Genomic DNA, 26,205 nt, shown 5'->3' with positions numbered 1-26,205 from the left:
CTGATTGTAATTTACAGTGACTTCGGGCTGCCAAGGGTTATTTGGCAGGCCACGGCAAAAACGCCGTAGAACGTAATTCTTCGGGGCACAAGGCACAGAAAAACAACAATGCCGCCAATCTTCACTGCGTCGCTTGCTGCTTTCTCTCTGCCACCTCTGTTGCCCCACAAAAAACCAGAAGGTGTCCATCATGTCGTCGGTATCCCCGCGCGCCATTGTCTGTGCTGATGAAGTGAGTGAGTTCCTCCAGGCTCACCCTGAAGTCCAGTTCGTCGATCTGCTGATCTCTGATATGAACGGTGTGGTGCGCGGCAAGCGCATCGAGCGCCCCAGCCTGCATAAGGTCTACGAGCGCGGCATCAATCTGCCAGCGTCGCTGTTCGCCCTGGACATCAACGGCTCGACGGTGGAAAGCACCGGGCTTGGCCTGGACATCGGCGACTCGGACCGGGTTTGCTACCCGATCCCCGGCACCCTGGCCTATGAGCCCTGGCAAAAGCGCCCGACTGCGCAGTTGCTGATGACCATGCACGAGCTGGACGGCCAGCCGTTCTTTGCCGACCCGCGCGAAGTGCTGCGCCAGGTGGTGGCGCGTTTCGATGCCATGGGCCTGCGCATCTGTGCAGCCTTCGAGCTGGAGTTTTACCTGATCGATCAGGAGAACGTGAACGGCCGGCCACAACCGCCGCGCTCGCCGATCTCCGGCAAACGCCCACACTCCACTCAGGTCTACCTGATCGACGATCTGGACGAATACGCCGACTGCCTGCAGGACATTCTTGAAGCGGCCAAGGAGCAGGGCATTCCTGCCGACGCCATCGTCAAGGAAAGCGCCCCGGCGCAGTTCGAGGTCAACCTGCATCACGTCGAAGACGCCATGCTGGCCTGCGACTATGCGGTGCTGCTCAAGCGCCTGATCAAGAACATCGCCTACGACCATGAAATGGACACCACCTTCATGGCCAAGCCCTATCCGGGCCAGGCGGGCAACGGCCTGCACGTGCATATCTCGCTGATCGACAAAGCCACCGGCAAGAACATCTTTGCCAGCGATGTGCCGCAAGAGCATGCCGAGTTGCGTCACGCCATTGCCGGAGTGCTGGAAACCATGCCGGCGTCGATGGCCTTTCTGTGCCCCAACGTCAACTCCTACCGCCGCTTCGGCGCGCAATTCTATGTACCCAACGCGCCGAGTTGGGGGCTGGACAACCGCACCGTGGCCGTGCGCGTGCCGACCGGCGCGGCCAACGCCATTCGTATCGAGCAGCGGGTCGCCGGCGCCGATGCCAACCCGTACCTGATGATGGCGGCGATCCTGGCCGGTATTCACCACGGCCTGACCCACAAGCTTGAACCCGGTGAGCCGATCGAAGGCAACTCTTACGAGCAGCTTGAGCAAAGCCTGCCCAACAACCTGCGCGATGCGTTGCGCGAGCTGGACGACAGCGAGGTCATGAACAAGTACATCAGCCCCGAATACATCGACATCTTCGTGGCTTGCAAGGAAAGCGAAATGGCCGAGTTCGAAGCCTCGATCTCTGACCTGGAATACAACTGGTACCTGCACACCGTTTAAACCACACAGGCCACACAGATAACACAGAAAATCCAGCGCCTTGCATCGGTAGGAGCGAGCTGGCTCGCGAAGGGCGCGCCGCTATAGCGGTTCTTACGGGGCAATCGGGCTGCCGAAAAGAGAATAAATATGAACATCCCGCAACGTGATTACTGGGAACAGCTGCTGCGCAACCTGAGCATCGAAGGCCGGGCCTTTATCGATGGCCGCTACGTACCGGCGGTGTGCGACGCCACCTTCGATTGCCTGAGCCCGGTGGACGGTCGCCTGTTGGCGCATGTCGCCAGTTGTGACCTGGAAGACGTCAACCGCGCCGTCAGCGTGGCCCGTGAGCGGTTCGACAGCGGCCTGTGGTCGCGCCGCGCGCCGGCTGAGCGCAAGCAGGTGCTGCTGCGCTTTGCCGATCTGCTGCTGGCCAATGCCGAAGAGCTGGCGCTGCTGGAAACCCTCGACATGGGCAAGCCGATCAGCGACGCGCTGCAGGTCGACATTCCAGGCGCGGCCAATGCGATCCGCTGGAGCGCTGAAGCCGTCGACAAGCTGTATGACGAGGTGGCCGCAACGCCCCATGACCAGTTGGGGCTGGTGACCCGTGAAGCCGTGGGCGTGGTGGCGGCCATCGTGCCGTGGAATTTTCCGCTGCTGATGGCCAGCTGGAAGCTGGGGCCGGCGCTGGCGGCCGGTAACTCGGTGATTCTCAAACCTTCGGAAAAATCGCCGCTGACCGCCATCCGCATTGCCGCGCTGGCCGTTGAGGCCGGTCTGCCGGCAGGCGTGCTCAACGTGCTGCCCGGCTTCGGTCACACTGCCGGCAAGGCGCTGGGCCTGCACATGGACGTCGACACGCTGGTGTTCACCGGCTCGACACGCATTGCCAGGCAACTGATGGTGTATGCCGGCGAATCGAACATGAAGCGCGTCTGGCTCGAAGCCGGCGGCAAGAGCCCGAACATCGTGTTTGCCGATGCAGCGGATTTACAGGCCGCTGCCGAGGCTGCGGCCAGTGCCATTGCCTTCAACCAGGGCGAGGTGTGCACCGCAGGTTCGCGCTTGCTGGTCGAGCGCTCGATCAAGGATCGCTTCGTGCCCATGGTGGTCGAAGCCTTGAAGGCTTGGCAGCCGGGCCATGCACTGGACCCGGCGACCCGGGTCGGTGCACTGGTGGACGGCACGCAAATGGACACCGTGCTCGGTTACATCGAAGCCGGCCACGCAGACGGCGCGCAATTGCTCAGTGGCGGTGTGCGCACCTTGCAAGACAGCGGCGGCTTCTATGTCGAGCCGACCCTGTTCGACGGCGTGGACAACAGCATGCGCATCGCCCGTGAAGAAATCTTCGGCCCGGTGCTGTCGGTGATCGCCTTCGACAGCGTTGCAGAGGCCATTCGGATTGCCAACGACACCGAGTATGGCCTGGCCGCCGGGGTCTGGACTGCTGACTTGTCCAAGGCCCACTTGACTGCCAAAGCGCTGCGCGCCGGCAGTGTGTGGGTCAACCAGTACGACGGCGGCGACATGACTGCACCGTTCGGCGGCTTCAAGCAGTCGGGCAACGGCCGGGACAAGTCCCTGCATGCCTTCGACAAGTACACCGAACTCAAAGCGACCTGGATCAAACTTTAAGAAGGTGCCTACAAAATGGCTGCGCTCGGCAATACGGCGTTGAAATCGACCTCAAAATGCTCATGTACTGAATGTACATTGCGCGTTTTCGGCCAATTTCGCCTTGTTCTGCCTTCGCTCGCCGACTTTGTAAACACCCTCTGACAGGCGGAGGAATCAATCATGCAACAACAACACGTCCAAAGCGTCTACGCCGCCTCGCGCAACCGGTTCGATGAGTACCCGGTGCTTAGCGAGTCGATCGAGACCGATGTCTGCATCATCGGCGCCGGTTACACCGGTCTTTCCACCGCGCTGTTTCTGCTCGAACACGGTTTTTCCGTCACCGTGCTGGAAGCGGCGAAAGTCGGTTTTGGTGCCTCGGGGCGCAACGGCGGGCAGATCGTCAACAGCTACAGCCGTGATATCGACGTCATCGAAAAAACCGTCGATCCGCACCATGCGCGGCTGATGGGCGAGATGGCCTTCGAAGGCGGGCGGATCATCCGTGAACGGGTGGCCAAATACGACATCCAGTGCGACCTGAAAGACGGCGGCGTGTTCGCGGCCATCACCAGCAAACAGATGGGCCATCTGGAGGCGCAGCAGAAACTCTGGGAGCGCTTCGGTCACCAGCAGCTGGAACTGCTGGATGCCGGGCGTATTCGCCAGCTGGTCGATAGCGATCGCTACATCGGCGGCATGCTGGACATGAGTGGCGGACACATCCACCCGTTGAATCTGGCGCTGGGCGAGGCCGCAGCGGTGGCCAAACTCGGTGGGCGGATTCACGAGCAAAGCCCGGCGACCCGCATCGACCGCGGACCCAACCCGGTGGTGCACACCCCGCTTGGCCAGGTGCGGGCGCGGTTCGTGGTGGTGGCCGGCAACGCCTACCTGGGTAACCTGGTGCCGGAACTGGCCGCCAAGTCGATGCCATGCGGCACCCAAGTGCTGGCCACCGAGCCGCTCAGCGATGACCTGGCGCGCAGCCTGCTGCCCCAGGACTACTGTGTCGAAGACTGCAACTACCTGCTCGACTACTACCGCCTGACGGCCGACAAGCGCCTGATCTTCGGTGGCGGGGTGGTCTACGGCGCCCGTGATCCGGCGGATATCGAGGCGATCATCCGGCCAAAAATGCTCAAGGTCTTTCCGCAATTGAAAGACGTGAAGATTGACTACACCTGGACCGGTAACTTCCTGCTGACCCTGTCGCGTTTACCGCAGGTCGGCCGGCTGGGCGACAACATCTACTACTCCCAGGGCTGCAGCGGCCACGGCGTGACCTACACCCACCTGGCCGGCAAGCTGCTCGCCGAAGCCCTGCGCGGCCAGGCCGAACGCTTCGATGCATTTGCCGGCCTGCCGCATTACCCGTTCCCCGGTGGCCGGTTGTTGCGCGTGCCATTCACTGCATTGGGTGCCTCGTATTACCAGTTGCGGGACCGGTTGGGCGTTTGAGCCGTCGCCAGCAGCCCGGAGCGCCGGACGGCTCCTCCCACCGCTCCGCTGGGAGGGCGCTTTGCTCGCAACGCTGTTGTTCCCGCTTGCCGGTTTTCATTTATCAAGACTCTGATGAGAGGTTCCAACATGTCTCGTCTTCCCCTGATCGGCGTCACCGCTTGCCGGCAGATGCTGGGCAAGTATTCGTCGCACACCGCCGGCGCCAAGTACGTTGAGGCTGCCGGCCATGCCGGTATCCCGGTGGTGTTGCCGGCACTGGATACGCCGGTTGATCCGCAGCAACTGCTGCAATCGCTGGACGGTATTCTGTTCACCGGCTCGCCTTCCAATGTCGAGCCGCATCACTACCAGGGCACGCCCAGTATCGAAGGCACGCGCCACGACCCGGACCGTGATCGCCTGACCTTGCCCTTGCTACGCGCCGCCATCGACCAGGGCGTGCCGGTATTTTGCATCTGCCGGGGTTTCCAGGAACTGAATGTGACGCTGGGCGGCACGCTGCATCAAAGGGTGCAAGAGCTGGAAGGGTTTCTGGATCACCGTGAGCCGCAAAGCGAAGACCTCGCCGCGCAATACGCTCCACAACATGCCGTGACGGTACAGCCAGGCGGGGTGCTGGCCGCACTGGGGCTGCCGGGCGAGTTCCAGGTCAACTCGCTGCACAGCCAGGGCATCGACCGGCTGGCCGCCGGCCTGCGTGCCGAAGCGCTGGCACCGGACGGATTGATCGAAGCGGTCTCGATGCGCGACTCCCGCGGTTTTGTCGTGGGCGTGCAATGGCATCCGGAGTGGCGCTTTAGCGAGAACCCGCAATCGCTGCGTCTGTTCGATGCCTTCCGCGATGCTTGTCAGGCCTATGCGCAGCGCCGGGGGCGCTGACCCCATCCAGCCATAACTCAAACAAGACGGCGGACACTCATGAGTCAAAACAGCGAAACGCGTGCACGCACCAGCAGCAAGGGGCTGGCCAGTGGCAGTCTGGGCCTGCTGGCCTGTGTGGTGCTGGGCATTTCCACCATCGCCCCGGTGTACACCCTGACCGGTGCCTTGGGGCCGACGGTGCGGGAGGTGGGGGCGCATCTGCCGGCGATCTTCCTGGTGGGCTTCATTCCCATGCTGCTGGTCGCCCTGGGCTATCGCGAACTCAATGCCGCCGAGCCGGACAGCGGTACTTCGTTTACCTGGTCGGCGCGGGCGTTCGGGCCGATGATGGGCTGGATCGGTGGTTGGGGGCTGGTGGCGGCGACCACCATCGTGCTGTCCAACCTGGCCGGGGTGGCGGTGGATTTCTTCTACCTGTTTCTCGGCCAGTTGACCGGCCGTGAAGAACTCATCGCCCTGAGTGACCATGTCGGGGTCAACATTGTCACCTGCTGCGTATTCATCGGGATTGCGGTGTGGATCTGCTGCCGGGGTATCGGCACCACGATGGGCGTGCAGTACGTGCTGGTGGCGTTGCAACTGGTGGTGTTACTGGGCTTTTGCATCGCCGCCTTCGGTGAGGCGCCGCAAGGTCCGGCGCTGGAATTCGATGCCAACTGGTTCAACCCGTGGAGCATCGGTTCGTTTTCATCCTTTGCTGCCGGGCTGTCGCTGTCGATCTTCATCTTCTGGGGCTGGGACGTGTGCCTGACAGTCAGCGAAGAGTCGGTCAGCAGCCATGCGGTGCCGGGTCGTGCGGCGGCGCTTACCGTGCTGGTGATCCTTGCGCTGTACCTGGTGACCGCCATTGCCACCCTGCGCTTTGCCGGGGTCGCCGATCAGGGCCTTGGCCTGGGCAACCCGACCATCCAGGAAAACGTCTTTGCTCATCTGGCCGGCCCGGTCATGGGGCCGCTGGCAATCCTGATGTCCATCGCAGTGCTGGCCAGTACCGCAGCGTCGTTGCAGTCAACGTTCATTTCACCGGCGCGCACGCTGTTTGCCATGGGTTACTACCGGGCCCTGCCCAAGCGCTTTGCCAGCATCTGCCCGCGCTCGCTGGCGCCGCGCTTTGCAACCCTGTGTGCCGGCGCGGCGGCTGCGCTGTTCTACGTCAGCATGCGCCTGCTCAGTGAGAACGTGCTGGCCGACACCATCACGGCGCTGGGCATGATGATCTGCTTCTACTACTCGCTGACCGCGTTCGCCTGTGTCTGGTACTTCCGCCGCAGCCTGTTCGACAGCCTGCGGCATTTGCTGCTGCGCGGTGTCTGCCCGTTGCTCGGTGGCGCAGCACTGGCGGTGATTTTTGCCCAGACCGCCGTGGACAGCGCCTCGCCGGCGTTCGGCAGCGGCTCGCATATCGGCGGGTTGGGCCTGGTGTTCGTCATTGCGATGGTCATCCTGCTGCTTGGCGTGGCCTTGATGGTGGTGTTCCGCTGGCTGACCCCGGAGTACTTTGCCGGCGACACCCTGCAACGCCAGACGCCGCTGCAACTGCAGGCCGAGGTTTGAAACCATGCTGAGCGAGCAGGGCCTGTTGCGGCTATCGATTGCGGTCACTGTGCTGGTAGCCGGTTTCGGCATCGTCTTCGGTTTGTTGTCGGGGTCGTTCTCGATTGTTTTCGATGGCGTCTACTCCCTGGCCGATGCCAGCATGAGCGTGCTGGCGCTGATCGTGGTGTCGCTGATCCGCCGCCACACCACCGACGGCGATGCCCATCGGCGGCTGGCCGAGCGTTTCAATATGGGCTTCTGGCACCTGGAGCCGATGGTCCTGAGCATCAACGGCATCCTGCTCTGCGGGGTGTCGCTGTATGCCCTGATCAACGCCGTCGGCAGCCTGCTCAGCGGCGGTCGGCATCTGGAGTTCGGTTTCGCCATCGTTTATGCCGCGCTGACCAGCCTGGTGTGTTTCAGCCTCGCGGCCCTGGAGTTTCGCGCCAACCGCCGCATCGGTTCGGACTTCGTCGCGCTTGATGCCAGGGCCTGGGTCATGTCTGGCAGCATCTCCCTGGCTTTGCTGATCGCGTTCATCATCGGCGCACTGCTGGAGGATACCGAGCATGCCTGGCTGGGTCCGTATATCGACCCGGCGGTGCTGGCGGTGATCTGCCTGATCATCATCCCGCTGCCGATCCGCAGCATTGTTCAGGCGCTGGCGGACGTGCTGATGGTCACCCCGCCAGCGCTCAAGCAGCATGTCGATGAAGTGGCTGAGCAGGTGGTCGCTCAATACGGGTTTCTTGACTGGCAGGCCTATGTGGCCAAGGTTGGCCGCGCCCGGCAGATCGAGCTGTATTTCATTGTGCCCAGCGACTGGCCGGCCTGGACGCTGGGCGAGTGGGATGCGGTGCGCGAGGTGGTGGGTGAGGCGATCGGCGGGGAAGGGCCCAACCGCTGGCTGACGATTGCTTTTACGACCGATCCGCAATGGACCCGTTGATTGCCGGAAGGTTTTTAGACGCGATATAAAACTTCATATAACTGATTGCACTCATCACTCAACGATGAACAAACGTCTGTTTAAATGATTGTTCGACTCCGTCAGGGTTTGCCTGGAGTCTATGCATAATGAATAAGTTTGCAGAGGCGCTGCAAAAGCACTGTCGCAGAAAATAACAGCAAGCTAAATGTTCTCGACACACTGGCGGGTGATGATCAGAGTGCGCAGCTATTTGTCCGTTAATCAGGCCGTTGTACGACAAGGCGCAACAGCGCACCTTGCGATCAACAAAACAATGACAGGCGCCATCAACAGACCGTCGAAAACGCTAGGGGTTTTTCGTCAGCCGGTTAAACGCGGTCGTGCAGCACCTTGCGGCAATGCACCATGGCATCACGGATCATGAAGTTGACCAGGGTCGGCGAGACCCCAAGCTCCTTGGCGATGTCCTTCTGCGCAATGCCGTGCAGCCGGTAGCATTCAAAGGCATAGCGGGTGCGCTGGGGCAGTTCGCTGAGGGCCTTGTCGACGATCATCAGGGTTTCATGATCGAGGTTCTGGCTCTCTGGAGTTGCTCCTTGAACGGCAACGTTCAAACCTTCCTCCTCACTACCGGAGTATTTTTGCTCCATGGCCTGCTTACGGTAGTGGTCAATGGCCAGATTCCGGACAATACGGAATACGTAACTGATCTGTGCTCTGAGCGGCAATGCCATTTTTGGGGTATTGGCCAGTCTCAAGAATGCGTCCTGCACCACATCTTCAGCTCGACTGTGGCAGCCCGTAATTCGGGCAGCAGTCTTGATCAGGGTATTACGGTTATCCAGTAAGGCTTCCAAAAGTGTCGGTGTCGAACTCTCGATATTGCGCTCTACGGATCCATATTCCTGCATGATTTTGCCTTTGCGACGAAGGTTATAAAGAGGTCGATTTCCCTGCGGCGCAAGTAAAATAGTGCTGGTAACCTGATGTGTCAAATGATAATGATTATTTTTTGAGTCTTTTCTTCAGCGCTCAAACGACACGCCTAAAGTGCTATCACGCCATTGCGTCAGGCTAATTTTTCCCCGCTGTCACCCGTCTTCGATTCTATGTAAGCGCGGCTGCCTGTTCCCCCGGTAGCGCGCCCCACCGCATGGATTGAGGACAGGTACAGCGATGGCAAATTTCTTCGAGCGACCGATTTCTCTGGCTCACGCCCTGATGCGTCATGCCGCGTCGCGTGGCGATGAACCGGCCCTGCGTTTTCTCGACGGCCACAGCGAAGAAGGCCTGGTGCTCAGCTACCGCCAACTTGATGCCCGGGCGCAGACCATTGCTGCCGTGCTGGCGCAGCGCTTCAAGCCCGGTGACCGTGCCCTGCTGCTGCTGACCAGCGGCCCGGACTATGTGGCGTCGTTCTTTGCCTGCCTGTACGCCGGAGTTATCGCCGTACCGGCCTACCCGCCGGAATCGACCCGCTCGCAGCATCTGGAGCGTCTGTTGTCGATCATCAGCGACGCCGAGCCGAGCCTGATCCTCACCACCTCGCAACTGTTGCCGGCACTCACTGCCACCCAGGACGAGCATGGCGCACGCCTGCCCGAACTGCTCGCCGTCGATGAGCTGAGCGCCGAGATCAACGCGCCGTGGACCAGCCACCAACCCAAGGCTGAGGACATCGCGTTCCTGCAATACACCTCAGGTTCGACCTCGACCCCCAAGGGCGTTGAAGTCAGCAATGCCAATCTGGAAGCCAACTCCTGGCTGATCCGCCAGGGCTACGCGATCGACCGCGATGTAATCGTCAGCTGGTTGCCGCTGTACCACGACATGGGCCTGATTGGCGGCCTGCTGCAGGGTATCTATAGCGGTGTGCAGGTGGTGCTGATGTCGCCGCAATACTTCCTTGAACGCCCGGTGCGCTGGCTGGAGGCGATCAGCCGCTTTGGCGGTACCATCAGCGGCGGCCCCGATTTCGCCTATCGCCTGTGCTGCGAGCGGATCAACGACAGCAAGCTGGCCGGCCTTGACCTGCGCAGCTGGCGGGTGGCGTTTTCCGGCGCCGAGCCGATCCGTCAGGACAGCCTGCAGGACTTCGCCGCGCGCTTTACCGTGTGCGGCTTCGACGCCAATAACTACCTGGCCAGCTACGGGCTGGCCGAAGCCACGCTGTTCGTTACCGGCAGCCGTCCGGGCCAGGGCATCGACACCCTGCAGCTGGATGCCGAAGCGCTGGCCCGGCATCAGGCGCGTGTCGGGCAGGGCAGTGTGCTGGCCAGTTGTGGCTGGCCGCAGCCGGAGCACCCGGTGCTGATTCTTGATACCGCGACCGGCGAGGCACTGGCTGAAGGCCGGGTGGGCGAGATCTGCAGTGGCGGGCCGAGTGTGGCCCGCGGCTACTGGCGCAACCCTGAAGCCACCGCCAAGGCGTTTTTCGAGCGCGACGGCCAGCACTGGCTGCGCACCGGCGACCTGGGCTTCATCCAGGACGGCCAGTTGTACGTCAGCGGGCGGATCAAGGACCTGCTGATCATCCGTGGCCAGAATCTTTATCCACAGGACATCGAACGCACCGTCGAGAGCCATGTCGAGGCGGTACGCAAGGGCCGGGTCTCGGTGTTCCCGGTGCAGCACGAAGGTGTCGAGTCGTTTGGCGTGGCGGCGGAAGTCGGGCGGCGGGCGCAGAACCAGCAAGCGCCCGAGCAACTGGTCGAGCAGATCCGCCAGGCAGTGGCCGAAGTGCATCGTGAAGTGCCCACGCTGGTCGCCCTGCTGGACCCCGGCAGCCTGCCCAAGACCTCCAGCGGCAAATTGCAACGCTCGGCCTGCGCCGCGCAGCTCAAGGACGGCAGCCTGCAAGCCGTCACGCTGTGGCGCCAGGGCGGCTCTGGTGCGCTAGCGCAAGCGTCGGCGGCTCAGAGCCTGGCACAGCGCATCGAGCGAAGCTGGTGTGCATACCTCAAGGTCGAGACATTAGCCGCTGATGCGAGCTTTTTCGGTCAGGGCGGCAACTCGATCCTGGCCATCCAGATGATCGCCGAGCTGCGCGACGAGTTGGGCCTGGATGTGCAACTGCGCACCCTCTATGAAGCGCCAACCCTGGCTGAGTTCATCGCCGCAGTTGAGGGCCGTGAAGGGCACTCCAGCGGTATCGCGCGGCTGCCACGCGACGGCCTGCTGGCGCAGTCGGCGGCGCAGAACCGGCTGTGGTTTCTCTGGCAACTGCAACCCCAGAGCATTGCCTACAACATCCCCGGTGGCCTGCGCCTGCGCGGCGAACTGGACGTGGCGGCGGTGCAACGCGCGTTCGACACCCTGATACAGCGTCATGAAGCGCTGCGCACGCGCTTCCTGCAACAAGACGACGCCGCTGTGCAACGCATTCTGACCAAGGCTGACTGGACACTGCTGCGCGAAGACCTCAGCCAGCACCCGGCTGGCGAGCGCGAAAGCCGCGCCAGGGATATTCAGGAAGCCGAAGCACGCAGCCATTTCGACCTGGAACAGGGGCCGCTGCTGCGCATCAAGCTGGTCAGCCTCGACGAAGAAGACCACCTGCTGCTGGTGACCCTGCAGCACATCGTCGCCGACGGCTGGTCGCTGGGTATTCTGCTCGACGAGTTTGCCCGCCTGTACGCCGCCTACAGCCAGGGCCAGGACCTGAAACTTGCGCCGCTGGCCGTAGAGTACGCCGACTATGCCGCCTGGCAGCGCGACAGCTTCGACGCCGCCGAACAGCAGCGTCAGCTCGACTACTGGCGCAATGCGCTGGACGGTGAGCGCGAACCGCTGGCGCTGCCGCTGGATCGCCCGCGTAGCGCAGCGGTGTCCGCTGCCGAGCGGCTGAGCCTGCGCCTGGACAAGGCGCTTTGCGAGCGCTTGCACAGTCTCGCCCGCAGCCGCCAGGTGAGCAGCTTTACCCTGCTGCTGGCAGCGTTCCAGACTTTGTTGCAGCGCTACACCGGGCAAAGCGACATCCGCGTCGGGGTGCCCAACGCCAACCGGCCGCTGCTGGAAACCCAAGAGCTGATCGGCTTCTTCATCAACACCCAAGTACTGCGCGCCCAAATCGATTCGCGCCAGGACTTCCATAGCCTGTTGGCGGCGGTCAGCGCCAGCTTACAGGCGGCGCAGGTCAACCAGAGCATCGACTACGAGCAGGTCAGTGCCGCGCTGGGCGATGCGGCCGGTTTCGAGGTGATGTTCAACCACCAACTGCGCAATACCGATGCCCTCAAGCGTCTGCCCGGCCTGCTGGCCGAAGAGCTGCCGTGGCACAGCCGCGAGGCCAAGTGCGACCTGCAACTGCACAGCGAGCAAGACCCGCAGGGCCGTATCCGCCTGTCGTTCGACTACGCTGTCGAACTGTTCGACGCCGCCACCGTGCAGCAACTGGCTGGCCACTTCGTGACCTTGCTGGAGCAGGTGTGTGCACAGCCGCAGCTAGCGCTGGGCGACCTGCCACTGCTGGGCACACAAGAGCGTGAGCAACTGCACCACTGGGGCAGCAACCCGCAGCCATCCGCTGGCTGGCAACTGGCGCAGCGCCTGAGTCAACAGGCCGGCGCCAGCGCTGAGCAGACCGCCCTGGTGTCTGGCGACCAGTCACTGAGCTATGCCGAGCTGGAGCGCAAGGCCAACCAACTGGCGCTACGCCTGCAAGCCCAGGGCATCGGCCCGGAAGTGCGGGTCGGGGTACTGGCCGAGCGCTCGCTGGAGCTGATGATCGGCCTGCTGGCCATCGTCAAGGCCGGTGCCGTCTATGTGCCGCTGGACCCGGATTACCCGGTCGAGCGCCTGCAGCATATGCTCCGCGACAGCTGCGTGGCGCTGTTGCTGGGCCAGCGCCGGGTGCTCGACGGCTTCGCGCTGCCTGAGTCGCTTGCCAGCCTGGCGCTGGATGATGTGGCTCAAGGGCCGGGCGCCGATGCCGGTCCGCAAGTCGACGTGCATCCGCACAACCTGGCCTATGTGATTTACACCTCCGGTTCCACCGGCTTGCCCAAGGCGGTGGGCAACAGCTACGGCGCGCTGATCGAACGCCTGGCCTGGATGCAGCATGAATACGCGGTCGGCCCGCAAGACGTGCTGCTGCAAAAAGCCCCGCTGAGCTTTGACGTATCGCTATGGGAATGCCTGCTGCCGCTGATCTGCGGCAGCCGTCTGGTGCTGGCCGCCAATGGCGAGCATCGTGACCCGCGACGCTTGGTCGAACGGGTGCGCGAGCATGGCGTGACCCTGCTGCACTTCGTGCCGCCGTTGCTGCAACTGTTCGCCGATGAGGAACACTTCAGCCAGTGCAGCAGCCTGCGCCACCTGTTCTCCGGCGGCGAAGCGCTGCCGGCCGAGTTGTGCCGGCGCATTCACCAGCGCCTGCCGTCGGTGACGCTGCATAACCGCTATGGGCCGACCGAAACCGCGATCAACGTTACCTACTGGCAGTGCGACGGCGAAGCCACCGTCCGGGTGCCAATCGGCCGGCCACTGAGCAATGTGCTGACCGCGATTCACGACGCCGACGGGCAACTGGCGCCACGGGGGGCGCGGGGCGAATTGCTGCTGGGCGGCAATGCCCTGGCCCGGGGTTACCTCGGCCAGCCAGCGCTGACCGCTAGCCGCTTTCTGCCTGCCGAGGACGGTGGCCGCTTGTACCGCAGCGGTGACCTGGCGCGCTGGCGGGCCGACGGTGCTCTGGAGTACCTGGGGCGTCTGGATGAGCAGGTCAAGCTGCGCGGTGTACGCATTGAACTAGATGAAATCCGCAACGCGATCCTCGCCCAGCCGGGCATCAGCCAGGCGCTGGTGATCCTTGGCGAAGGCGCGGTGGGTGCCCAGTTACTCGCCTATGTAGTCGCTGAAGGTGACGAGCCGGATGCGGCACTGGCTGAGCGTATCCGCGATGCCCTGCGCAGCGCCTTGCCGGAGCCGATGATCCCGGCGCATGTCCTGCGTATCGAACAATTCCCGCTGACCCCGAGCGGCAAGCTCGACCGTCGCGCCCTGCCGCAACCGGATGTTGCCCAGCGTGAGTACCGCGCACCGCGTAACGAGCTGGAGCAGAAGCTGGCCGCGATCTGGGCTGAAATTCTCGGCCTGCAGCAGGTCGGCCTGGATGACGATTTCTTCGAACTGGGCGGCCATTCGCTGCTCGCCACCCGGATTGTGTCCCGCGCCCGCCAGGCGTTCTCGGTCGAGTTGCCGCTGCGCAGCCTGTTCGAGTCGCGGCGCCTGGAAGACTTCGCCGCCTGGGTCGCCCGGGCCCAGGCCGAGGGCCTGAGCGACACCCAGGGCGCCATCGCCCTGGTCGACCGCAGCCAGCGCGTGCCGCTGTCGTATTCGCAGCAGCGCATGTGGTTCCTCTGGCAAATGGACCCGGACAGCCCGGCCTACAACGTTGGCGGCATGGCGCGGTTGCGCGGGGCGCTGAATGTCGAGGCGTTCGAACGTGCCTTGCAGGCGCTGATCCTGCGCCACGAAAGCCTGCGCACAACCTTCCCGAGTGATGACGGCAAGCCGTGGCAGCGGGTGACCGACCAGTCCGATGTGCAGATGCAGCGCCTGGACATTTCGGCCCAGCCTGCAACTGAGCGTCAGGCGGCCATCGAGCGGCTGGCCGATGAGCAGGCCCATGCGCCGTTCAATCTGGAGACCGGTCCGTTGCTGCGCGTCTGCCTGGTCAACAGCGGTCTGGGCCAGAGCGGCGAGCAGGAGCACCACCTGCTGATCACCCTGCACCATATCGTCACCGAAGGCTGGGCGATGGACATCTTTGCCCGCGAATTGTCGCTGCTGTATGCCGACTTCGTCGCCGGTCACGATTGCTCCCTGGCGCCGCTGCCGGTGCAGTACCTGGACTACAGCGCCTGGCATCGCCAGTGGCTGGAAGGCGGCGAGATGCAGCGCCAGCTCGCTTACTGGCAAGGCCAACTGGGCGGCGAACAGCCGCTGCTGACCCTGCCCAGCGATCGGCCGCGGCCGGCAGTGCAAAGCCATCGCGGCGAACTGCACCGCTTTGATCTGGACGAGAACCTGGCCCGTCAGGTCAGCCGCTTCAACAGTGAGCGCGGCCTGACCCTGTTCATGACCATGACCGCCGCACTGGCCACCTTGCTGTACCGCTACGGCGGCCAGGACGATCTGCGCATTGGCGTGCCGTTGGCCAACCGGATCCGCCCGGAAAGCGAAGGGCTGATCGGCGCCTTCCTCAACACCCAGGTGCTGCGGATCCAGCCGCATGGCCAGATGCGGGTCAGCGAACTGCTGGAGCAGGTGCGCCAGGTGGCCATCGACGGTCAGTCGCATCAGGACATCCCGTTCGACCATCTGGTCGAAGCCCTGCAGCCGCAGCGCAGCGCCGCGTTCAACCCGCTGTTTCAGGTGATGTGCAACGTGCAGCGCTGGGAGTTCCAGCAGCAGCGCGAACTGGCCGGCGGGGTGCAGGTGGATTACCTGGTCAACGACGCCCGCGCCACCAAGTTCGATCTCAACCTGGAAGTCACTGACTTCGACGCGCAACTGCGCTGCTGCCTGACTTACAGCACCGACCTGTTCGACGCCGCGCGCATCGAAGCCATGGCCGAGCACTGGCAGCAGTTGCTGCGCGCCATGCTCGCTGACCCGGACACCCGCCTGAGCGAACTGCCGCTGTTGAGCGCGGCTGATCGTCAGGCATTGCTGGACAACGGACGTGGCACTGAGCTGAACCCGATTCCGGCCAGCGTGCAGGCACTGTTCCAGGCCCAGGCTGGCGCCACACCGGATGGCCGTGCGGTGACCTGCGCGGGCCAGTCGCTGAGCTACGCCGAACTCAACAGCCGCGCCAATCGCCTGGCCCATCGGCTGGTCGAGCTGGGCGTCGGCCCGGAGGTCCGGGTGGGCCTGGCCCTGCGCCGCTCGCTGGACATGGTGGTTGGCCTGCTGGCCGTGCTCAAGGCCGGTGGCGCTTACGTGCCGCTGGACCCGGAGTACCCGCAACAGCGGCTGAGCTACATGATCGAAGACAGCGGCATCAGCGTATTGCTCGGGCATGACGCGCTGTTCGCCCAACTGGCGCCGCTGCCGGCGGGTGTGCAGGCCTGGAGCCTGGAGCAGGACAGCGCTGCGCTGGCCGGCTACCCCGGCACTAATCTGCCAGAGCGCAGCCAGCCGGAGCATCTGGCCTACCTGATCTACACCTCCGGCTCCACCGGCCTGCCCAAGGGCGTGGCGGTGACCCAGGGGCCGCTGGCCATGCACCTGCAAGCGGTGGGCGAACTGTTCGCCACCAATCCGGCAGACTGCGAACTGCACTTCTATTCGATCAACTTCGATGCCGCCAGCGAACGCCTGTTGGTGCCGCTGCTGTTTGGCGCCGAAGTGGTGCTGCGTGAGCAAGGCCAGTGGGATGCCGAGTCGGTGTGCGGCCTGATCCGCACCCATAACATCAACGTGCTGGGCTTTACCCCAAGCTATGGCGGGCAATTGGCCCAATGGCTGCGCAGCCACGACGAAACCCTGCCGGTACGGCTGATCATCACCGGCGGCGAAGCGTTGACCCCGGAGCATCTGCAAACCCTGCGCGACAGCTTTACCCCGCAAGCCGTGATCAACGCCTACGGCCCGACCGAAACCGTGGTCATGCCCACCGCCAGCACTGCGCCGGCGCAATTGTCGCAAGGGCTGGGCAGCGTGCCGATTGGTCGGGTGGTCGGCAGCCGCAGCCTGTACGTATTGGATGCTGATCTGGCGCTGGTGCCGGCCGGTGCCAGTGGTGAGTTGTTTGTCGGCGGTTACGGCCTGGCCCGTGGTTACTTGGCTAGTAGCTACTCGGGGGGCCGCGCCGCCATGAGCGCCGAGCGCTTTGTTGCCGATCCATTTGCGGCAACCGGTGGCCGCATGTACCGCACCGGCGACCTGGTACGCCAGGGCAGCGACGGTCAGCTGGAATACCTCGGGCGTATCGACCAGCAGGTCAAGGTGCGCGGCTTCCGCATTGAGCTGGGTGAAATCGAAGCCTGCCTGCTGGCCCATGAACAGGTGCGTGAAGCCGTGGTGCTGGCCCTCGACGGCCCGTCGGGCAAGCAACTGGTCGGTTACCTGTTGAGTGAGGACGGGGTGGCGGCCAGTGAACTGGTCGAGCAACTCAAGGCGCAACTGCACAGCGCCTTGCCAGACCATATGGTGCCCGCGCACCTGATGCTGCTGGAGCAATTCCCGCTGACCGCCAACGGCAAACTCGACCGCCGGGCTCTGCCGCAACCGGACCTCAGTGCCGCGCAGAGCGACTATCAGGCACCGCGCAATGTTGTGGAGCAGAGCCTGGCGCAGGTCTGGCAGTCGGTGCTGGGCGTGGCGCGGGTCGGGATCGACGACAACTTCTTTGCTTTGGGCGGCGACTCGATCCTGTCCATTCAGGTGGTCAGCCGCGCCCGCCAGGCCGGCGTGCACTTCAGTGCCAAAGACCTGTTCCTGCACCAGACCGTGCGCACCCTGGCCACCGCGGCGCGGCAGACCGAGCGGTTGAGCATCGATCAAGGCCCGGTGCTGGGCGCAACCGGCCTGACGCCGATCCAGCACTGGTTCGTCGAGCAACAGCAGGCCAACCCGCAGCACTGGAACCAGTCGTTGCTGCTCCAGGCTGCGCGACCGTTGCAAGCCACGCTGCTGGAACAGGCGCTGCAAACCCTGGTCAGCCACCACGATGCGCTGCGGCTGCGCTTGACTGATGGCGCGAGTGCGCAATTCGTCGCCCATGACCCGAGCCAGGAACTGCTCTGGGTACGCCTGGCCGACAACGCCGAACAACGTCTGGCGATCTTCGAACAGGCCCAGCAGAGCCTTGACCTGCAACGCGGTCCGTTGCTGCGTGCGGTGCTGATTCCCGGTGAGCAGGATCGCCTGCTAATCGCGGTGCATCACCTGGCGGTGGACGGTGTGTCGTGGCGGGTGCTGTTGGAAGACCTGCACAACCTCTATCAGCAACTGGAACGCGGCGAACAACCGCAACTGCCGGCCAAGACCAGCTCGCTGCGCGACTGGGCCGGGCGCTTGCAGGCCTATGCCGGCAGCGAGTCGCTGCGAGAAGAACTGGATTGGTGGCAGACCCGGTTGCATGGCGCGCAGGGTGACCTGCCGCTGGACCGCGTCGGCCAGCCGAACCTGGAGCGCGATGCCCGGCGGGTCAGCCTGAGCCTGGATGCCGAGACCACCCGGCAACTGTTGTACCAGGCCCCGCAGGCCTACCGGGCGCGGGTCGACGACCTGCTGCTCAGCGCCCTGGCCCGCACCCTGTGTGCCTGGACCGGCCGCGACTCGGCGCTGGTGCAACTGGAAGGCCACGGTCGTGAAGAGCTGTTCGACGACATCGACCTGAGCCGCACGGTCGGCTGGTTCACCAGTGCCTACACCTTGCGTCTGCAACCTGCCGCCGAGCCGGGTGACAGCCTCAAGGCGATCAAGGAACAGCTGCGCAGCGTGCCGCACAAAGGTCTGGGTTACGGCGTGTTGCGCTACCTGGCCGATGCCGGTAGCCGCCAGGCCATGGCAGCGTTGCCGCAAGCACGAATCACCTTCAACTACCTGGGGCAGTTCGATCAGGGCTTTGCCGACGACGCCCTGTTGCGCCCGCTGGACGAAGCCGGTGGCGCCCAGCATGCCGCCGATGCCGCATTGCCCAACTGGCTCAGCGTCGACGGCCAGGTGTACGGCGGTGAACTGACCCTGCGCTGGACCTTCAGCGAGCAACTGTTCGACACCGCGACCATTGAGCGTCTGGCTGCCGATTATCAAACCGAACTGCGCACCTTGATCGCCCATTGCCTGGCTCCCGAAGCCGGTGGCGTCACGCCGTCGGACTTCCCGCTGGCGCGGTTGAACCAGGCCCAGCTCGATGCACTGCCGCTGCCGTTCAAGGCCATCGACGATGTGTTCCCGCTGACCCCGATGCAAGAGGGCATGCTGCTGCACACTCTGCTCGAATCCGGTACCGGCATCTACTTCATGCAGGACCGCTACAGCATCGACAGCGAGCTGGACGTCGAGCGCTTCGACCGTGCCTGGCGCGCGGTGGTGGCCCGTCACGAAGCGTTGCGCGCCTCGTTTGTGTGGAGCACCGGCGAGCAGATGCTGCAGATCATCCACCGTGGTGATGGTGACGGTGTGGAATTGCTCGACTGGAGCGCCTTGCCGCCAGACGGCCATGAGGCCCGTCTGCAACAATTGCTGGAAGAGGAGCGGCTGGCCGGTTTCGAACTGCTGCAAACCCCGCCACTGCGCCTGCGCCTGATTCGTCTGGCCAATGACCGGCACTGGTTCATCATGAGCAACCACCACATCCTGATCGATGCCTGGTGCCGTTCGATCATGATGGGCGACTTCTTCGCCTTCTATCAGGCGCTCGGTGAAGGCCGCGAGGCCAACTTGCCGACACCGCCGCGGTATCGCGAGTTTATCTCCTGGCTGCATCATCAGGGCCTGGCGCAGTCCCGTGAATACTGGCAAGAGGCGCTGGCCGGCTTCGAACGCCCGACCCTGATCCCCAGCGACCGGCCGATCCTCCACGACAACGGCGGCATGCGCGTCGGCGATGTGTACAGCCGTCTGCAAGCAGAGCAGGGCGCACGCCTGCGGGAACTGGCGCAGCAGCACCAGTTGACCGTCAACACGTTCGCCCAGGCTGCCTGGTCGCTGGTATTGCGTCGCTACAGCGGCGAGCGTGATGTGCTGTTCGGCGTCACCGTGGCCGGTCGCCCGGCCAGCCTGCCGCAGATGCAGAACTGCGTCGGCCTGTTCATCAACAGCATTCCATTGCGCGTGCCGATGCCGGCCGCCGGCGAGTCCTTAAGCGTGCGTCAGTGGCTACAACAGGTGTTCGAGCGCAATCTTGAACTGCGCGAGCATGAGCACCTGCCGCTGGTCAGCATTCAGGAATGCAGTGAACTGCCCAAGGGCCAGCCACTGTTCGACAGCCTGTTCGTGTTCGAGAACGCGCCGGTAGACGCCACCGTGTTGCAGGGCGCCGAAGGCCTCAATGCGCGCTCCGGCTCCGGCCGCACCCACACCAACTACCCGTTGACCGTGGTCTGCTACCCCGGTGACGACCTCGGCCTGCACCTGTCCTATGACCAGCGCTTCTTCGACGAGCCGACCGTGCAGCGCCTGCTCGGCGACTTCCAGCGTCTGCTGCTGGCCCTGGCCGACGGCTTCGACCAAGACTTCGCCGCGCTACCGCTGTTGGGCGACGACGAGCGCCGCTTGCTGACCGAAGACTGCAACCGTAGCGAACGCAGCTACCCCTTCGAACAGGGCTACGTGCCGCTGTTCGAGGCCCAAGTGGCCGCCCATCCGCAGCGCATCGCCGCCGCCTGCCAGGGCGAAGCGTGGAGTTACGCTGAGCTGGAGCGCCGTGCCAATCGCCTGGGTCATGCGTTGCTGGCGGCCGGGGTGCAGCCCGACCAGCCAGTGGCGCTTCTCGCCGAACGCAGCCTGGCGTTGCTGGGCATGATCAACGGCACGCTCAAAGCCGGTGCCGGTTACCTGCCGCTGGACCCGGCGCACCCGCAGCAGCGGCTGGCGCAGATCATCGACACCAGCGCCGCCGACGTGCTGGTGTGCAGCACGGCCTGTCGTGAGCTGGCCGAGCAACTGCTCGAAGAACTGGGCTGCGCCACGGGCCGGCCAAAACTGCTGGTCTGGGACGAGGTTCAGCAAGGTTCGGGTAACGAGACCGCGCCGAACGTTCCGGTCAGCGGCCAGCACCTGGCCTACGTGATCTACACCTCCGGTTCCACTGGCGTGCCCAAGGGCGTGGCCGTGCACCAGGCCGGCATGCTCAACAACCAGTTGAGCAAGGTGCCGTACTTTGGCCTCGACGAACACTCGGTGATCGCCCAGACCGCCTCGCAGAGCTTTGATATCTCGGTGTGGCAGTTCCTCGCCGCCGGGCTGTGCGGCGCCAGGGTCGAGATCGTCCCGGACCTGATCGCCCACGACCCGGCCGCGCTGCTCAGCCACGTTCGCGCAACCGGCATCACCGTGCTGGAAAGCGTACCGTCATTGATCCAGAGCCTGCTGGCCGAGCCCCAGGCCGAGCTGAGCACCTTGCGCTGGTTGCTGCCGACCGGTGAAGCCATGCCGCCGGCGCTGGCTCGCCAGTGGCTGGAGCGTTATCCACAGGTCACGCTGGTCAACGCCTACGGCCCGGCCGAATGTTCCGACGACGTGGCGCTGTTCCCGGTCGATCAAGCCTCCACCGCCGGCAGCTACCTGCCGATCGGTACACCGACCGACAACAACCGCCTGTATGTCCTCGACGAAGAACTGCAGGCGGTGGCCGCCCTGGCCCATGGCGAGCTGTTCATTGCCGGCACCGGCGTCGGCCGTGGCTACCTGAACGACCCGCTGCGCACCGCCAGCAGCTACCTGCCCAACCCGTTCGGTGCCCCCGGCGAGCGCCTGTACCGCAGCGGCGACCTGGCCCGGCGGCGCAACGACGGCGTGCTCGAATACGTTGGCCGCGCCGACCATCAGGTCAAGATCCGTGGCTACCGCATCGAACTGGGCGAGATCGAAGCGCGGTTGCGCCAGTGGCCACAGATCCGCGACGGCGCCGTGGCCGCGCAGCACACCGCCACCGGCCATTACCTGGTCGGCTACCTGGTCGGTCGTGACGACGCGGTTGATGTTGACGCACTCAAGGCCCACCTGGCGCAGACCCTGCCCGAGTACATGGTGCCGCGTCACTGGCAGGTGCTCGACAAGCTGCCGCTCAACCCCAACGGCAAACTCGACCGCAAGGCCCTGCCAGCCCTGGAGTTCAACGCCAGCCAGCACTACCAGGCACCGACCAGCGAACTGGAAACCACCCTGGCGCAGATCTGGAGCGATGTGCTGGGCGTCGAGAAAGTCGGCATCACCGACAACTTCTTCGACCTCGGCGGCCACTCGCTGCTCGCCACCCAGATCGCCTCGCGTGTGCAACAGACCCTGCAACGCAGCGTCCCGCTGCGGGCCATGTTCGAGTGCAGCACCGTGCAGGAACTGGCGCAGCACATCGAAAAACTCGACGGCGCCGCCCTGACCGAAGAAAAAGTCAGCGCCATTGACGACCTGATGGCGAGGCTGGAGGCGTTGTAACCGTACCGATTAATCAGGTGAACACCTGTGGGAGCGAGCTTGCTCGCGAAAGGGCCTGGCCAGGCGATACATCTCTATCGCCTGGCAGTCCGTCTTCGCGACCAAGGTCGCTCCTACAGATTTAATCAGCTACATCACGGCTTTTAACCGTATCCAGGAGCGCAACCATGAGCACAGCGTTTGCCGAAAGCCCGACCAAGGCCCAGGACGAAGACAAGGATTACCACTTCGAAGACAACCCCATCCTGGCCCGGCAAAAGCAGCAGGAATCCAATGCCCGCAGCTACCCGCGGCGCATTCCGCTGGCGCTCAAGCGCGCCCGTGGCATTCATGTCGAAGACGTCGAAGGGCGGATCTTCATCGACTGCCTGGCCGGCGCCGGGACCCTGGCCTTGGGGCATAACCACCCGGTGATCACCGACGCGATCCGCAAGGTGCTCGACGACGAACTGCCGCTGCACACCCTGGACCTCAGCACGCCGATCAAGGACCGCTTCGTCCAGGACCTGTTTGCCGTGCTGCCGCCCGCGCTGTCGGCCAAGGCCAAGATCCAGTTCACCGGCCCCACCGGCACCGACGCGGTGGAAGCGGCGCTGAAACTGGTACGCATCGCCACTGGCCGCAGCACCGTACTGGCCTTCCACGGCGGCTACCACGGCATGAGCCAGGGCGCGCTGAGCCTGATGGGCAACCTCAAGGCCAAGACCCCGCTGGGCTCGCTGCTCAGCACCGGCGTGCAGTTCATGCCATTCCCCTACGACTACCGCTGCCCGTTCGGCCAGGGTGGCGAAGCCGGGGTACAGACCAACCTGCATTACCTGGAGAACCTGCTCAGCGACCCGGAAAGCGGCGTCCAGCCACCGGCCGGGATCATCGTTGAAGTGGTGCAGGGCGAGGGCGGGGTGATTCCGGCGGCCAACAGCTGGCTGCGCGGCCTGCGTGAGATCACCGCCCGGCACAAGATTCCGCTGATCATCGACGAAATCCAGAGCGGCTTCGCCCGCACCGGCAAACTGTTCGCCTTCGAACACGCCGGCATCATCCCCGACGTGGTGGTGATGTCCAAAGCCATCGGCGGCAGCCTGCCGCTGGCCGTGATGGTCTACCAGGACTGGCTCGACGCCTGGCAGCCCGGCGCCCACGCCGGCACCTTCCGCGGCAACCAGATGGCCATGGCCGCAGGCTCGGCGGTGATCCGCTACATCGAACAACACAACCTGGTGCAGCACGCCGCCGACATGGGCCAGCGCCTGCGCAGCCACCTGCTCGAGCTGCAACAGCGCGTACCGCAACTGGGCGATGTACGCGGCCTGGGGTTGATGCTCGGTGTTGAACTGGTCGACCCCGACGGCAAGCCGGATGCCCAGGGCCATGCGCCGCACAACGGCGCCCTGGCCAGTCGGGTTCAGCGCGAATGCCTCAAACGCGGGTTGATCCTCGAACTGGGCGGCCGCCACGGCAGCGTGGTGCGTTTTCTGCCACCGCTGATCATCAGCGCCGAACAGGTCGACCAGGTCGGGCGGATCTTTGCCAAGGCCGTGCATGCAGCGATTCTCTCGGCCTGATGGTGTGTGTACCCGGTGGGAGCGAGCTCTGCTCGCGAAAGGGCCGGGCAAACCACCGAATTCTTTGCGGATATACCACAGCATTGCGTGGCACCTGCTGATTCGGTGGTGGTTTCTCAGGCGGCAAATGAAGACTTAATTTTCATTCATCCCAATCGTTTATTCCTCAGAGCGGCGCTGCGCGCTGCCCGACGACTCTCAGCCTTACTACGGAGCTACACCCATGACCTCAGTATTCGATCGTGAAGACATCCTGTTCCAGGTGGTGGTCAACCACGAAGAGCAGTACTCCATCTGGCCTGACTACAAGGAAATTCCGAACGGCTGGCGCACTGTGGGCAAGAGCGGCTTCAAGAAAGAGTGCCTGGCCTACATTGAGGAAGTCTGGACCGACATGCGCCCGCTGAGCCTGCGCAAGCACATGGAAGAGCAGGCGCGCCTCAAGCAAGAAGCCCAGGCCGCTCACTGAGGCTCGCAGCATGACAACCGTGCAACTCTTCTGCCTGCCGTATTCTGGCGCCAGCGCCATGGTCTATAGCCGCTGGCGGCGCAAGCTGCCCGAGTGGCTGAGCGTGCAGCCAGTCGAGCTGCCCGGCCGTGGCGCGCGCCTTGGCGAGCCGCTGCAGACCGACATGCAGGCCCTGGCCCGGCAACTGGTCAAGGAGCTGATTCCGCGCATCAACGGCCCTTACGCCTTGTTCGGGCACAGCCTCGGTGCACTGTTGGCCTTTGAAATGGCCCATGCCCTGCGCGAGTTTGGCGCGCCCGAGCCGGTCTCACTGTTCGCCTCCGGCACCGCCGCGCCGAGCCAGCGTGACGACTATGCCAAAGGCTTTGCCGACCCGAAGACCGACGACGAACTCAAGACCGAACTGCGCGAGCTCAACGGCACCCCGCAAGAGGTGCTGGACAACGACGAGCTGATGGCCCTGACGCTGCCCATTCTGCGGGCGGATTTTCGTCTGTGCGGAATTTATGAATACCGGCAACGACCGCGTCTGAGCTGCCCGGTCCATGTACTGGGCGGCAAGGAAGACAAGGCCACCCAGGAGCAGTTGATCGCCTGGCAACTGGAGAGCAGCGCCAACTTCTCTCTGGAAATGCTGCCGGGCAAGCACTTCTTCATCCATGAGCAGGAAGCCAAGGTGCTACGGATTCTGCGCTCCAGCCTGGAAATGGATTTACGCAAATATCAGAGGCTCACAGATGTGGGAGCGACCTTGGTCGCGAAGGCTGTGTGCCAGGCGCTATAAATGTGGCGCCTGGTACATAGCCTTCACGAGCGAGACGGATCGCCGCCCGCTCGTTCCCACAGTATTCCAAATCACGACCTCCGACCGGATGGTATTTGTTTTAGCCGCCAGGCGCCTCAGTCCAGAACCCGCCCCAGCCGCCAGTAACCCATGAAGGTGAGGGCGCGTTTATCCAGCCCCAGTTCACCGACCAGGTGCCGACGAATTGTCATGACCGCTGCTGACTCACCAGCCACCCAGGCATAAAATTCCTGATCGGCCGGCCTGGCCCGATCCCAAAGGATCTGTGTATCCACATCCACCTCTGCAAGCTTCTGCGGTTTAGCGGCTCGTGCCGCCGATTCCGGCAGCGTGGCCAGCTCCAGCGCGGCGCGGCGCATACCCTCGCCATGACCCAGCCCCAGCTCATCACGGACCAGCCAGTTCACCTGAGCATTGGCCGGTTGGCGGATCTGCTGACGGTCCGTGGCATGCGGCACCTCGATAAACGCCTGCACTTGCGGTGGCTGCGGCCAGTCGCTCAACTGCTCAAGGATTCCGGCAATCGCTGGCAGCGCCGTTTCATCGCCAATCAGCAACACATGCCGGATGCCTGCCGGTGGCTGCCATTCATAACCGCCCGGATCGCCGCCTTGCGCGCCATCCGGCGCAACCATCTGCAAGCGGTCACCGGGCCTGGCATGGGTTGCCCAGCTCGACGCCGGACCCGTCTCGCCATGCAGCACGAACTCCACATCCACTTCGGCCTGATCACGGCGCAAGGCACGGATGGTGTAGGTGCGCATCGGCGGCTTTTTCTCTGCTGGCAGGCCGCGCAGGGTCTGATGCCAGTTACCGTCGTGGGGGAGCTGGGGCGCTACGCCGTCTGTGCCTGGGAACAGCATCTTGACCCGCTGGTCGGGCGCCAGGGTGTTCATCAACTGCACCTCGGGGCCGGTGAAGACAAAGCGGGTCAGCGATGGGCTGATCTCGATGCGTTGCTTGAGCTCGATATCGAAGATCCGGTAGCTGGGCTTTTTGCTCGGGATGATCTTCTGCACAGCGTTGCGCAGGGTTTGTGTCAGGGAAGACATGGGGCGCCGCCTCTTGCAAGGATGGATAACCAGATAACGAGTAGCGACCCTTGGGCTTTACCTGTGCGCCGGGTATCGCGGGCGTGGCTAATTTTCCCCGGCGGGTAATCGTCCCAGCCTGAAACAGAGCAGTTCGTTCAATGCCCGTGTGCAGATCCCGTTATCCATCATCGCCTGGGAGCCTCGCCCTCATTTGATTGCGGCAACA

The 26,205-nt window shown here is 63.9% G+C and carries 12 protein-coding genes; 10 read left to right on the top strand and 2 right to left on the bottom strand.

Annotated elements, in window-relative coordinates; translation table 11 throughout:
* Nucleotides 1-190 precede the first annotated feature (190 nt).
* The 6 genes from NJC38_RS11645 to NJC38_RS11620 all read left to right on the top strand — a co-directional run bounded on the left by NJC38_RS11645 (nucleotide 191) and on the right by NJC38_RS11620 (nucleotide 8,012).
* Complete coding sequence (locus NJC38_RS11645) at nucleotides 191-1,576, top strand: glutamine synthetase family protein (RefSeq protein ID WP_045487530.1); 1,386 nt, start codon at nucleotides 191-193, stop codon at nucleotides 1,574-1,576.
* A gap of 129 nt (nucleotides 1,577-1,705) precedes the next feature.
* Nucleotides 1,706-3,199: an aldehyde dehydrogenase gene (locus NJC38_RS11640; protein WP_253114796.1), complete on the top strand. Its 1,494-nt coding sequence runs from the start codon at nucleotides 1,706-1,708 to the stop codon at nucleotides 3,197-3,199.
* Nucleotides 3,200-3,361: 162 nt separating this feature from the next.
* Nucleotides 3,362-4,642, top strand: coding sequence for an FAD-binding oxidoreductase (locus NJC38_RS11635; RefSeq protein WP_253114793.1), 1,281 nt, complete (start codon nucleotides 3,362-3,364; stop codon nucleotides 4,640-4,642).
* A gap of 129 nt (nucleotides 4,643-4,771) precedes the next feature.
* Complete coding sequence (locus NJC38_RS11630; RefSeq protein WP_045487540.1) at nucleotides 4,772-5,524, top strand: gamma-glutamyl-gamma-aminobutyrate hydrolase family protein; 753 nt, start codon at nucleotides 4,772-4,774, stop codon at nucleotides 5,522-5,524.
* 39 nt (nucleotides 5,525-5,563) lie between these two features.
* On the top strand, nucleotides 5,564-7,081 hold the full coding sequence (locus tag NJC38_RS11625) for an APC family permease (protein ID WP_253114785.1): 1,518 nt from the start codon (nucleotides 5,564-5,566) through the stop codon (nucleotides 7,079-7,081).
* 4 nt (nucleotides 7,082-7,085) lie between these two features.
* Nucleotides 7,086-8,012: a cation transporter gene (locus tag NJC38_RS11620; protein ID WP_253114782.1), complete on the top strand. Its 927-nt coding sequence runs from the start codon at nucleotides 7,086-7,088 to the stop codon at nucleotides 8,010-8,012.
* Nucleotides 8,013-8,362: 350 nt separating this feature from the next.
* On the opposite strand, the gene NJC38_RS11615 is transcribed toward NJC38_RS11620, so the two are convergent.
* Nucleotides 8,363-8,905 carry an RNA polymerase factor sigma-70 gene (locus NJC38_RS11615; protein ID WP_045487548.1) on the bottom strand — a complete coding sequence of 181 codons (543 nt, stop codon included), beginning with the start codon at nucleotides 8,903-8,905 and terminating at the stop codon, nucleotides 8,363-8,365.
* 265 nt (nucleotides 8,906-9,170) lie between these two features.
* On the opposite strand from NJC38_RS11615, the gene NJC38_RS11610 reads away from it, so the two are divergent.
* From NJC38_RS11610 to NJC38_RS11595, 4 genes are all read left to right on the top strand, one after another.
* Nucleotides 9,171-22,106, top strand: coding sequence for a non-ribosomal peptide synthase/polyketide synthase (locus NJC38_RS11610; protein ID WP_253114779.1), 12,936 nt, complete (start codon nucleotides 9,171-9,173; stop codon nucleotides 22,104-22,106).
* Nucleotides 22,107-22,273: 167 nt separating this feature from the next.
* Entirely contained in the window at nucleotides 22,274-23,671 is a 1,398-nt protein-coding gene (locus NJC38_RS11605) for an aspartate aminotransferase family protein (RefSeq protein WP_253114776.1), read from the top strand.
* Between the two features lie 223 nt (nucleotides 23,672-23,894).
* On the top strand, nucleotides 23,895-24,140 hold the full coding sequence (locus NJC38_RS11600; protein ID WP_045487557.1) for an MbtH family protein: 246 nt from the start codon (nucleotides 23,895-23,897) through the stop codon (nucleotides 24,138-24,140).
* Nucleotides 24,141-24,150: 10 nt separating this feature from the next.
* Nucleotides 24,151-24,924 (top strand): alpha/beta fold hydrolase, encoded by a 774-nt coding sequence (locus tag NJC38_RS11595; RefSeq protein WP_253114773.1) that lies wholly within the window; start codon nucleotides 24,151-24,153, stop codon nucleotides 24,922-24,924.
* Between the two features lie 116 nt (nucleotides 24,925-25,040).
* Here NJC38_RS11595 and NJC38_RS11590 read toward each other — a convergent pair whose 3' ends face one another.
* Nucleotides 25,041-25,997 carry a siderophore-interacting protein gene (locus NJC38_RS11590; RefSeq protein ID WP_253114770.1) on the bottom strand — a complete coding sequence of 319 codons (957 nt, stop codon included), beginning with the start codon at nucleotides 25,995-25,997 and terminating at the stop codon, nucleotides 25,041-25,043.
* Between the last annotated feature and the right edge of the window lie 208 nt (nucleotides 25,998-26,205).

Source organism: Pseudomonas sp. 21LCFQ010, from assembly GCF_024129905.1.
GTDB lineage: Bacteria > Pseudomonadota > Gammaproteobacteria > Pseudomonadales > Pseudomonadaceae > Aquipseudomonas.
Note: the sequence above shows the minus strand (reverse complement) of the source record. Positions and strands in the feature narration are given on the sequence as shown.